The sequence below is a fragment of the Streptomyces calidiresistens genome, from assembly GCF_014141525.1.
In the GTDB taxonomy this organism is placed as follows: domain Bacteria; phylum Actinomycetota; class Actinomycetes; order Streptomycetales; family Streptomycetaceae; genus Streptomyces; species Streptomyces calidiresistens.
In genome coordinates, this window is record NZ_VKHS01000091.1 from 1 (window position 1) to 11,136 (window position 11,136).

10 protein-coding genes are annotated in these 11,136 nt (G+C 75.8%); 7 read left to right on the forward strand and 3 right to left on the reverse strand.

Annotated features, from left to right (window positions below; translation table 11 throughout):
• The 3 genes from FOE67_RS06460 to FOE67_RS06470 form a co-directional block, all read right to left on the reverse strand.
• Positions 1-358 (reverse strand): DUF4350 domain-containing protein (locus tag FOE67_RS06460; RefSeq protein WP_182661370.1); only part of this gene is annotated, 358 nt, incomplete at its 3' end.
• Positions 355-1,119, reverse strand: a complete 765-nt coding sequence (locus FOE67_RS06465) for a DUF4129 domain-containing protein (RefSeq protein WP_182661372.1) — start codon at positions 1,117-1,119, stop codon at positions 355-357. The genes FOE67_RS06465 and FOE67_RS06460, both read right to left, overlap by 4 nt.
• A 4-nt stretch (positions 1,120-1,123) precedes the next feature.
• Entirely contained in the window at positions 1,124-2,326 is a 1,203-nt protein-coding gene (locus FOE67_RS06470; protein WP_182661374.1) for a DUF7847 domain-containing protein, read from the reverse strand.
• A gap of 127 nt (positions 2,327-2,453) precedes the next feature.
• Between FOE67_RS06470 and mtnA the strand changes: the two genes are divergently transcribed.
• The 7 genes from mtnA to FOE67_RS06505 form a co-directional block, all read left to right on the forward strand.
• Entirely contained in the window at positions 2,454-3,599 is a 1,146-nt protein-coding gene (mtnA, locus tag FOE67_RS06475; protein WP_182661386.1) for an S-methyl-5-thioribose-1-phosphate isomerase, read from the forward strand.
• 144 nt (positions 3,600-3,743) lie between these two features.
• A complete protein-coding gene (gene mtrA, locus FOE67_RS06480) occupies positions 3,744-4,421 on the forward strand; it encodes a two-component system response regulator MtrA (protein WP_143623403.1) in 678 nt (225 codons plus the stop codon).
• A gap of 1 nt (position 4,422) precedes the next feature.
• Positions 4,423-6,273, forward strand: coding sequence for an MtrAB system histidine kinase MtrB (gene mtrB / locus FOE67_RS06485; RefSeq protein WP_182661376.1), 1,851 nt, complete (start codon positions 4,423-4,425; stop codon positions 6,271-6,273).
• Positions 6,263-8,437, forward strand: coding sequence for an LpqB family beta-propeller domain-containing protein (locus FOE67_RS30275; RefSeq protein ID WP_182661378.1), 2,175 nt, complete (start codon positions 6,263-6,265; stop codon positions 8,435-8,437). The genes mtrB and FOE67_RS30275 overlap by 11 nt, the downstream gene beginning before the upstream one ends.
• Before the next feature lie 159 nt (positions 8,438-8,596).
• The gene (locus tag FOE67_RS06495; protein WP_182661380.1) at positions 8,597-9,397 is read left to right on the forward strand and encodes a ComF family protein; all 801 of its coding nucleotides are present in this window, start codon (positions 8,597-8,599) and stop codon (positions 9,395-9,397) included.
• Positions 9,398-9,944: 547 nt separating this feature from the next.
• Positions 9,945-10,640 (forward strand): ribosome hibernation-promoting factor, HPF/YfiA family, encoded by a 696-nt coding sequence (gene hpf / locus FOE67_RS06500; RefSeq protein WP_182661382.1) that lies wholly within the window; start codon positions 9,945-9,947, stop codon positions 10,638-10,640.
• A 334-nt stretch (positions 10,641-10,974) separates the two neighbouring features.
• On the forward strand, positions 10,975-11,136 hold a 162-nt coding region (locus tag FOE67_RS06505), incomplete at its 3' end, for a helix-turn-helix domain-containing protein (RefSeq protein ID WP_182661384.1).

Below are 11,136 nucleotides of genomic sequence, written 5' to 3' on the forward strand. Positions count from 1 at the left end.
GCACGGTGCGGCCGGGGGCCTCGGGGCCGCGGGCGTTGTGCAGCAGGCGGGCGGCGTCGGCGTCCAGCAGGTCGGGGACGACCACGAGGAGGGTGGTGTCGGGGCCGGCGGCCCCGGCGGCCTCCTCGGGCCCGGAGACCTCCACGGTCTCCACGCCGCGTTCGGCGAGCAGTTCGACGACGGCCCGGGCGCCCTGCGGGGTGGCCGAGCGGGGGTTGAGGTAACCGTCCTCACCGGTGGTGAACAGGGCGATCAGGGCGGCGGTCAACAGGATGACGACGGCGGCCAGCAGGGGGCCGCGGGCGACCAGCCACAGGCGGCGGGCGTCGGGGGACACGGAGGTGGCGGGTGCGCTCATCGGGCGGCCCCGCCGGTCCGGGGCGCGCCGGCGGGGGACGCGAAGGAGCCGGGGACACCGCCGGTGGGCCCGGTCGGGGCGACGGGGCGCGCGGCGCGCACCTCGCGCTCCAGCTCGTCCAGCCGGCGGTGGTCGGCGGCGTCGGCGTGCCGGCCGCCGTAGGTGACGTCGTCGAAGGTGCGGGCGGCGGCGCGCAGCCGATCGGCGAAGGCGGGCAGGGGCAGGGCGGCCTCCCGGGCGGCCTCGTCGGCGGTGCGGCCGGGGCGGGGGTCGAGCAGGGCGCGTTCCTCCAGCGAGCGGACCAGGGCGCGCATGCGTTCGCGCACGGCCCGGTCCCAGTCGCCGGCCGCGGCGTGGCGGTCCGCCTCGGCGCGGTGCTCGGCGGCGGTGCGGGCCCTGGCGCCCAGGACCTCGGGGGGTCCGCCGCCGGCGGCGGCGCGGACCGATCCCAGGCGCAGGCGCAGCGCGATGAGCAGGGCGAGAACGATCAGGACGATGATCAGCAGGCCGAGCCAGCCGCCGGGGGTGGCCAGGGTGACCCGGGAGAGCAGGTCGGAGACCGTCTCCCACACCCAGTCGAAGGCCCGTCGGACGGGGCCGGGCTCGTGCCGGGTGTAGATCTCGCGGGAGAGTTCCCGTTCGGCGGCCTCGCGGGCGGGGTCGCGGTCGATGCCGATGGGCGGCTCGTCGGCCGAGCGCGGCAGCGCCCGACCGACGACGGCCGCGAGCGGATGGGCGAGTGCGCCGAACGCCCCCGTCATCCGCTCAGTACCCCGGGTGCCCGGGGCCCGCGGCCCCGGGGTCGTTCGGGGTGTCGAAGCCGGCGGCGCGGGTCAGCTCCAGGTCCAGGGCCTCGCGGCGCATCCGCTGGTCCATGTAGAGGAGCGCGGTGACGCCGGCGCTGATCGGCAGCGTGATGGTGGAGGAGATCACGGCGCCGGCACCGGTGATCAGCAGGTAGGTCCAGGTCATCTCGGAGCCCACGAACATGTTGGTGCCGCCGTTGGAGACGAACTCGGCGAGGAAGGTCAGCGGGAACTCGATGATCCCGGAGACGACGAGCACCAGGATCAGGATGAGCAGCTGGATGCCGAAGACCCGCCACCAGGAGCCGCCCACCAGCTTCCAGGACCGGCCCAGCGAGGTGAACACGCCCTGGCGTTCGAGCATCAGGGCGGGGGCGGCCAGGCAGAACCGTACCCACAGCCACACCGCGAGGATCACCCCGGCGATGGCGCCGAGGATCACCAGGGGGACGAACTGCGTGAGGCCACCGATCAGGAGCGGCACCAGCATCGCGGCGCCGACGATCAGGCCGGTGAGGAGGATCAGGCCGAGCAGGCGCAGCAGCCGCCCCCGGGACTCCGCCCACGCCTCGGCGATGGAGATCTCCCGCCCCAGGACCGCCCGGGCGACGACCACCGTGAGCATGGCGGTGGCGATGACCGAGCCGACGAGGGTGGCGAGACCGGTCACCGAACCGAGCGCGAAGAGGTCGGCGACGGCGTCGAGCACCTCTTCCTCGGTGGGGTTGGGGTTCTCCTCCAGCGCGGTGAGGGCGGAGCCGTCGCCGAACCAGAAGCGCAGCGCGAACAGCGAGATCAGCTGGATGAAGACCGCGACGCCCAGGGAGATGCCCAGAACGGTGCGCCAGTGGGCGCGCGCGGTGGACACGGCGCCGTCGAGGATCTCGCCGACGCCCAGCGGGCGCAGCGGGATGACGCCGGGCTTCGGCGCCCACCGGGGGCCGCCCCAGCCGGAGCCGCCGGGCGCGCCGGGGCCGGCGCCCCATCCCCCGGCGCCGGGTTGCCCGGCGGGGGCTCCGGCGCTCCAGCCGGTGGGCGGCGGGGCCTGACCGCCGGGGGGCGGCGCGGGGTTCTTGTGGAGGTTCGGACCCCCGTCCGACCCCCGGCCGTGCGGATCGTCCCCCGGGTCGGACGAGCCGGGGGAGGTCCAACGGTCGCTCATCATCGCTCCTTCACCGCGTCCTGGCGCCCATCGTGCCACGTGCCCCCGACCCCCGGGGCGGCGGATACCGGTCCCGGTGTCCCGTCGTGCCGTTTCCGCCGGGCAGACTGGGCGGATGACGGAGCGGATGACGGCAGGCGGGGCCCTGCCCGCCGACGAGGGGGCCGTGCCGGGCTTCTCCCCCGCCCTGCGGTGGCTCGACACCTCCGGGGAGCGGGGAGACGGGGCCGACGGCCCGGCGGTGGTGGTGCTGGACCAGACCCGGCTGCCGGCGCAGGAGCGGGATCTGGTGTGCCGGGACGTGCCGGGGCTGGTGGCAGCGATCCGGTCGCTCGCGGTGCGCGGGGCCCCCGTCCTGGGTCTGGCGGGTGCCTACGGGGTGGCGCTGGCGGCGGCGCGCGGCGAGGACGTGGAGGCGGCGGCGCGGCTGCTGGCGGAGGCCCGACCGACGGCGGTGAACCTCGGGTTCGGGGTCCGGCGGGCGCTGGCCGCCCACCGGGCCGCCGCCGACCGGGGGAGCGCGGAGGCGGCCCGGGCGGCCCTGGCGGCTGCCCGGGAGCTGCACCGGGAGGACGCGCTGGCCTCGGAGGCGATGGCGGCGGAGGGCCTGCGGCTGCTGCGGGACCTGCTGCCGGAGCCGGCCGGGGAGGCCGGCGGGTGGCGGCTGTTGACACACTGCAACACCGGGGCCCTGGTCTCCGGGGGCGGGGGCACCGCGTTGGCGGTGGTGCGCGCGGCGCACCGCGCGGGACTGCTGGAGCGGCTGTGGGTGGACGAGACCCGTCCGCTGTGGCAGGGTGCGCGGCTGACCGCCTGGGAGGCCGGGCGGGAGGGGATGCCGTACGCGGTGCTGGCGGACGCCGCCGCCGGATCGCTGTTCGCGGCGGGCCGGGTGGACGCCGTTCTGGTGGGGGCCGACCGCATCGCCGCCGACGGGGCGGTGGCCAACAAGGTCGGCACGTATCCGCTGGCGGTGCTGGCGCGGCACCACGGGGTGCCGTTCGTGGTGGTGGCGCCGGTGAGCACGATCGATCCGGCCACGCCCTCGGGGGCGGGCATCGTGATCGAGGAACGGGAGGGGGACGAGGTGACGACGGCGCGGCCGGGGGTGCGGGTGGCGCCGGAGGGCGCCGGGGCGTACAACCCGGCGTTCGACGTGACGCCCGGTGAGCTGGTGACGGCGGTGGTGACGGAGCGGGGCGTGATGCGCCCGCCGTACCGGGAAGGGCCGGCGGCGGTGCCGCCGGGAGCGGGGGTCGGGGAGGCCGGATGACAACCGAACGGGACGGGACGACAGCCGAATGAGAACCGGGCCGAAAGCACACAAAGTGGCGCGAACCGTGGCGATGGAGCCGCGGGGGGACGGGAGGAAAAGGAACGTGGACGGTCACCATCCGGCCAATGGGATGATGAAGTCATGAAGGGACGCGTTCTCGTCGTCGATGACGACACCGCTCTGGCGGAGATGCTCGGCATCGTCCTGCGCGGCGAGGGCTTCGAGCCGTCGTTCGTCGCGGACGGAGACAAGGCCCTGGCGGCCTTTCGGGAGATCAAGCCCGACCTCGTGCTGTTGGACCTGATGCTGCCGGGGCGGGACGGCATCGAGGTGTGCCGGCTGATCCGCGGCGAGTCCGGGGTGCCGATCGTGATGCTCACCGCCAAGAGCGACACGGTGGACGTGGTGGTCGGCCTGGAGTCCGGGGCCGACGACTACATCGTCAAGCCGTTCAAGCCCAAGGAGCTGGTGGCGCGGATCCGGGCCCGGCTGCGGCGCTCGGAGGAGCCCGCCCCCGAGCAGCTGGCCATCGGTGACCTGGTGATCGATGTCGCCGGGCACTCCGTCAAGCGCGACGGCAAGGCGATCTCGCTGACCCCCCTGGAGTTCGATCTGCTGGTGGCGCTGGCCCGCAAGCCGTGGCAGGTGTTCACCCGGGAGGTGCTGCTGGAGCAGGTGTGGGGATACCGGCACGCCGCCGACACCCGTCTGGTCAACGTGCACGTCCAGCGGCTCCGCTCGAAGATCGAGAAGGACCCCGAGCGCCCGGAGATCGTCGTGACGGTCCGGGGCGTCGGCTACAAGGCCGGGTCCGGCTGAGGTGACCGAGTGGTCCCGTCGCACGGCCCTGCTGCTGCCCGAGGGGGCGACCGGCAGCAGGGCGCAGCCCGCCATCCGGATCTTCGGACGGTGGGCCCGCGGCCCGTTGCTGCCGGTGCTCCGGCTGTGGCGGCGCAACATCCAGCTGCGCGTGGTGGTCTCGACCCTGCTGCTGTCGCTGGCGGTGGTCCTGGTGCTGGGTGTGGTCGTCATCGGGCAGGTCCGCAACGGCCTGCTGGAGGCCAAGCGGCAGACGGCGATCAGCCAGGCCGACGGCGGGTTCGCGGTGGCCGCGGACCGGGCGGACCGGGCGATCACCGGCGCGGACGCCGGTGACGGCACCCCGGGGCGGGCCACCGACCCGGGCGTGTGGTTGACCGGCATGGTCGAGCAGCTGGCCAGCGGCGGGCAGGGCGTGTACTCGGTGGTGGCGCTGCCCTCGCAGCTGTCGGGGCAGCCGTTCGGCGGGGAGACGGCCGGCGGCGCGCCGCGCGGCCCCCGCTCCTCGGCGGACATCCGGCCCGAGGAGAGCGTGCCGCAGGACATGCGGGAGGCACTGGACGGCGACGCCGGCACCCATCGCCGGTACGGCACGATCGTGCGCCCGGACGGGTCCACCCAGACGGCGCTGATCGTGGGGCGGCGGCTGACCGACAACCACGGCAACCCCTACCAGCTGTACTACCTCTTCCCCTTCACGCAGGAGGAGAAGTCGCTGGCGCTGGTCAAGGGCACCATCACCACCGCCGGGGTGTTCCTGGTGGCGCTGTTGGGCGCCATCTCGTGGCTGGTGGTGCGGCAGGCGGTGACGCCGGTGCGGATGGCGGCGCGGATCGCCGAACGGTTGGCGGCGGGCCGGTTGCAGGAGCGGATGAAGGTCAGCGGCGAGGACGACATCGCCCGGCTCGGCGAGTCGTTCAACAAGATGGCCCGCAGCCTGCAGGGCAAGATCCACCAGTTGGAGGAGCTGTCGCGGATGCAGCGGCGGTTCGTCTCGGACGTCTCGCACGAGCTGCGCACCCCGCTGACGACGGTGCGGATGGCGGCGGACGTCATCCACGAGTCCAAGGGCGACTTCGATCCGATGACGGCCCGCTCGGCGGAGCTGCTCATCGATCAGCTGGACCGGTTCGAGGCCATGCTGGCGGAGCTGCTGGAGATCAGCCGCTTCGACGCCGGCGCCGCGGCCCTGGAGGCCGAGCCGACCGACCTGAGGGACTCGGTGCGGCGGGTGCTGGAGGCGGCCGAGCCGCTGGCCGAGCGCAAGGGCACCCGGCTGGTGGTGCGCGGGGACGAGCGGCCGGTGGTGGCCGAGGTGGACCCCCGCCGCGTGGAGCGGGTGCTGCGCAACCTGGTGGTCAACGCCATCGAGCACGGCGAGGGGCACGACGTGGTCGTGCGGCTGGCCGCGGCCCCCGGCGAGGACGGGGCGGTGGCGGTGGCGGTCCGGGACCACGGCATCGGGCTGGGGCCCGGCGAGGCGGAACGGGTGTTCAACCGGTTCTGGCGGGCCGACCCGGCGCGGGCCCGGACCACGGGCGGCACCGGACTGGGCCTGTCGATCGCGCTGGAGGACACCCGGCTGCACGGCGGCCGGTTGGAGGCCTGGGGCGAGCCGGGGCGCGGGGCGCAGTTCCGCCTGACCCTGCCGCGTGCGGCCAACGGTCCGCTGCGCGGTTCGCCGATCGCGCTCGAACCGTCGGACGCCGGGACCGGCGGGGCCGCCGGGGCGGCCGGTGCCGCCGCCGGGTCGGGCGCCACGGCGCTCTCCGCGCGGGACGACGGGCGGGGCCCCGGGCACGGGTCGGGGCGGGACACGGACAGTCGGGAGGAGGCCGGTCGTGGGCGGTGAGGGACCGGTCCCGGGCACGCGGACGGCGGGACGCGCGGCGTCCGGGCCGTCGATCCACGGGGCACCCGGGGGCGTCCGCCGGGCGGCGCGGTTGCGCCGGCTGGGCGGCACGGTGGCCGCCTGCGGACTGTTGCTGACCGGCTGCGCCTCGATGCCGGGCTCCGGGCCCGTGCAGCGGGTGGAGTCGGACCGCCGGGCGGACGCCGACAGCCAGGTGCGGGTCTTCGGGGTCAGTCCCCAGCCCGGCGCGCTGCCCCAGGACATCGCGCGCGGTTTCCTGGAGGCCGTCACCAGCGACGAGGCGGACTACGCGACCGCCCGCGAGTACCTGACCCCGGAGGCCGCCGAGGGCTGGGACCCGATGGCGGGCACGACCGTCCTCGCGGACGGCCCCCTGTTGGCCGGTCGGCCGGCGGACCCGGCGATCGACGGCAGCGGTTTCGCCTTCGAGATCTCCGGCACCCGCCTGGCGGTGGTGGACGCGGGTCACGTGTACCAGCCGGACGAGGGCACCTACCGGGAGCGGCTGTCCCTGCGGCAGGTGGACGACGAATGGCGGATCGACCGGTTGCCCGACGGGCTGGTGCTGGGCGAGTCCGACTTCCGCCGCATCCACCGCGCGGTCAACCGCTACTACTACGCGGACGCCGGGCCCGGGGCGGGCTCGGTGCCCGGGGCCGGGGGCGTGCTGGTGGCCGACCCGATCCAGGTCCGCAGCCGGGTGGACCCGGTGGGCGAGGCCGTCGCCGCGTTGCTGGAGGGGCCGAGCTCCTGGCTGGAGCCGGTGGTGACCACGTACTTCCCGGAGGGCACGCGCCTGGTGGGGGACAGCCGGCCGGCGCCGGACGAGTCGGGGGTGCTGACCCTGTCCCTGGCCGGGCTGCCCGCCGACACGGGCCGCACCCGGTGCGAGCGGATGGCGGCACAGACCCTGCACACGGTGCGGGGGGTGGGGTCCGCCGAGGTCACCGAGGTCCGCCTGGCGACCCGGGCGGGCCGGGAGCTGTGCTCCCTGACCGCGTTGGAGGCCCAGACCCGGGCTCCCGGGCTGCTGATCGGCACGCAGGAGCGGCAGTACCTGTTGGACGAGGAACGGCGCCTGGTCGCGATCGAGGACGAGGGCCGGCCGCGTCCCGTGGCGGGTCCGCTGGGCCGTGAGGGAGTGGGTCCGCGGGCGGTGGCGGTGCGCCGGGACGAGGAGATGGCGGCGGCCGTGTCGGCCGACGGGTCCACCCTGTGGGTGACGGAGCTGACGGGCAACACCGATACCCTCGGCGAACCCTTGTACGTGTCGGTCGGGGACGCGGGCGCCCCGGAGGGCACGCCGTTGGAGGAGGAGACCGGCGAGGCGAACCCGTCCGACCCCTCGGACCCCTCGGACCCGTCCGGTACCGAGGGGGAGAGCGGAACCACCGACGGGACCGGGGACACCGACGGGACCGGGGACACCGGGGACACGGGGGATACCGGGGACCCGTTCACGGCGCCGGTCGGCGGGATCTCCACCCCGAGCTGGGACGGTCTGGGCGACCTGTGGTTCGCCGACCGCGAGGCGGAGGCCGTCTCCGGCGGCACCGGCGCGCTGTACCGGCTCCCGCGCGGCGGGGCGGCCCCGGAGGAGGTCGAGGTGCGCGGCCTGCGGGCCGGGCAGCGGCTGGAGGCGCTGCGGGTCTCCTCCGACGGCACCCGGGTGGCGCTGCTGATCTCGCAGCGCGAGCGCACCGCCCTGTACCTGGGACGGATCGAGCGCTCGGTCGCCGCGGCGGACCCGGACGACACCACCGCTGCCGGCGACTCCGGCGCGGGCAACGGCGCGGACGCCGGGGACGTGGGGGAGGCCGAGGTGGTCGTGGACGGCCTGCGGCCGATCGCGCCGCACCTGGAGAACGTGGTGGCCGTCTCCTGGGCCGGGACCGGACGGCTGGTCGTCGCCGGTCGGCCGGAGGGCGGGGTGGACCAGATCCAGTACGTGGGGGTGGACGGTTCGACGGTGCCCGCGGCGCCGGTGCCCGGACTGAGCGACGTGACCGGGGTGACCGCCTCGGAGCGCGAGGACCGGCCGTTGTTGGCCGAATCGGCGGACGGCGTGGCCCGGCTCCAGCAGCAGGACGCGCAGTGGAAGGTGGTCATGGCGGACGGCACCGGACCGGTCTACCCGGGCTGACCCGGCCGGTTCAGCCGGTGCACGCGGCTCGCGCCGCCCGGGTGCCGCGTGCGCCGGGGCGGCGTCGCGGGCCACGGGGGCGACCGAAACCACTCGGATCGGCACGGCGTTCGTCCACAGGGGTGGCCCGGGTCACCCCGGGTCCGTCACAGTGGTCGCGTGCTCGGACCGGGGCCGCGATGGCCCGAGGAACTGGTCTCCCTGGTGCTGCCCGCCGCCTGCGCGGGGTGTGCCGGGCGGGGCGCCCTGCTGTGCGGCTCCTGTCGGGGGTTGCTGACCCGGGAGGGGCCGCGCCGTATCCGGCCGCGCCCCGAGCCGCCGGGGCTGCCGCCGGTGCTCGCCGCGGCGGTGTACGCGGACCAGACCCGTGCCGTGCTGCTGGCCCACAAGGAACGCGGCCGACTGCCGCTGGCCGGCCCGCTGGGCGTCGCCCTCGCCGGGGCGGTGTCGGCGGCGGTGTGGGCCGGTGCGGCCTCCCGCGCCCGGCCCCGGCCGGGGGAGCTGGTGCGGCTGGTGCCGATTCCCTCGGAGCGGGCGGCGGTGGCACGGCGCGGTCACGACCCGGTGCTGCGGATCGCCCGCGCCGCCGCGGCCTGTCTGCGACGCTCGGGGCACGGCGCGCGGGTGGTGCCCTGCCTGCGGCGGAGTCGGCCGGCGGCGGATCAGGTCGGGCTGGGGCCGGCCGAGCGCCGGGAGAACCTGGCGGGCGCGCTGGCCGCCGTGCCCCCGCCGGTCTCCGCCGGCGCCGGGCCGGTGGTTCTGGTGGACGATCTGATCACCACGGGGGCGACGCTCGCCGAGGCGGCCCGGGCGTTGCGCGAGGCCGGTTGGACGGCTGCGGGCGTTTCGGGGAACACGCTGCTGGCGGCCGTGGTCGCCGGTCCGCCGGAGGGCGGGTGGGCCAAAGTCCCCGGGGGCCGGCGGGAGCGGCCCGACGGGGGCCGGCCGGGGATTCCGTGAGGGGAGTCGGGCGCCCCGGTCGCGCCCGGTCGGCGCGGGCGGTCCGGAACACCCCGGCCCCCTCCGGCACACGGGGCCCATCGGTCCCCGTCCGGGCCGTCCAGCGGGTGCCGCACCCCCGTCACCGGAGGTATTTTCGAGGGACAGAACCTTCCACCGACGGCCCCGGGAACGGGCGCCGGACCTGCGAAACCGCGGACCGGCACCTCCGGCGGCGGACACGGTGGACGCTCCCGGAAGGGGTTGAGGGCATGACGCGGGTTTGCCGCTCCGCCCCCGGGTATGGAGTGACGTACCGGTGCGCGGACGGACCCCCGGGACGTGTGGTGCCGCTCCCGTGTTCCACGGGGTCGACCGACCCCGCCGCCGGCGAGGAGTTCTCCGGGCTGTCGCCCGGAGACGCTCGGAGGGATCCGGACCGAGGAGGTGTGAGCCGCACCCCGATGTAACCCGAGGGGGAGCGCCGGAAGATCCCCCGGACCCCTCGGACCCGGTGCACCAAGGGCGGTGACCGCCAACGGCGGCCCGCCCGGGAACGGAGTTCTGCGTGGACATTGTCGTCAAGGGCCGCAAGACGGAGGTGCCGGAGCGCTTCCGGAGGCACGTGGCCGAGAAGCTGAAGATCGACAAAATCCAGAGGATCGACACGAAGGTCCTCAGCCTCGACGTGGAAGTGTCCAAGGAGCCCAACCCCCGGCAGGCGGACCGCTCCGACCGGGTGGAGATCACGTTGCGGCACCGGGGTCCGGTGATCAGGGCCGAGGCGTCCGCCTCCGACCCGTACGGGGCCCTGGACCTGGCGGTGGAGAAGCTCGAGACCCGTCTGCGCAGGCGGCACGACAAGCGCACCTCCCGGCGCGGTCGTGACCGCATCCCCGCGAGCGCCGTGCCCGCCACGGTCATCGGCGCCGCCACCCTCAACGGCGACGGCGAACTGGGCCCGGCCTCCCCCGAGGAGGCGGAGGAGTCGAACATCCGGCAGGTCGGGCCGCTGGAGGTCGAGGGGGACGGACCGCTGGTGGTGCGGGAGAAGACCCACACCGCGGCTCCGATGTCGCTCGACCAGGCGCTCTACGAGATGGAGTTGGTGGGGCACGACTTCTACCTGTTCGTGGACGCCGAGTCCAAGCAGCCGAGCGTCGTCTACCGCCGTCACGCCTACGACTACGGCGTGATCCGGCTGGAGAGCGACCCGTTGGCGAGCTCCGCCCCGCCGGAGGCCGGGGACTCGCTGGGTACCTGACCGCACGGCGTCGGGGACCGGTCGGGCACGCGGTGGCCCGCGCGACCGACCGGCCCGGCCCTCCCGTGACGGCGCCCCTCCCGTTCGGGGGTGTGCCCGCGTCGCACCCACCGCCTCCGCGGCATGCGGCCCGGGCACACCCCCGAACGTCCCCGCACGACCGCCGGGCCGACGACTTCCCGCCGTTCCCCGGCGGTTCTCCGACCCGGAGCGCCCTCCGGAATCCGCGGGGCGGCGGACCGTGCCCCCGCCGTGGAATCATGGCCCGAGTCCCGATCGGCCTCCCGTGGCGCGCGATCGGGTACCCAGAGGCTCACGGGGGGAGAGAGGGATCATGGTCAACGGCTTCGGCCCCGGGACCGCGGCCGACGGCCCCGCCTCCGGGGGTTCCCCCGCGGAGCCGATCCGGGTCCTGGTCGTCGACGATCACGAACTCTTCCGTCGGGGGCTGGAGATCGTGCTCGCCCACGAGCCCGACATCCGGGTGGTGGGGGAG

Bases quoted from the DNA above. Each gene is read 5' to 3' on its own strand.
- FOE67_RS06470 (WP_182661374.1), bottom strand. From the start codon at position 2,326: ATGAGCGACCGTTGGACCTCCCCCGGCTCGTCCGACCCGGGGGACGAT.
- mtrA (WP_143623403.1), top strand. From the start codon at position 3,744: ATGAAGGGACGCGTTCTCGTCGTCGATGACGACACCGCTCTGGCGGAG.
- mtnA (WP_182661386.1), top strand. From the start codon at position 2,454: ATGACGGCAGGCGGGGCCCTGCCCGCCGACGAGGGGGCCGTGCCGGGC.
- FOE67_RS06465 (WP_182661372.1), bottom strand. From the start codon at position 1,119: ATGACGGGGGCGTTCGGCGCACTCGCCCATCCGCTCGCGGCCGTCGTC.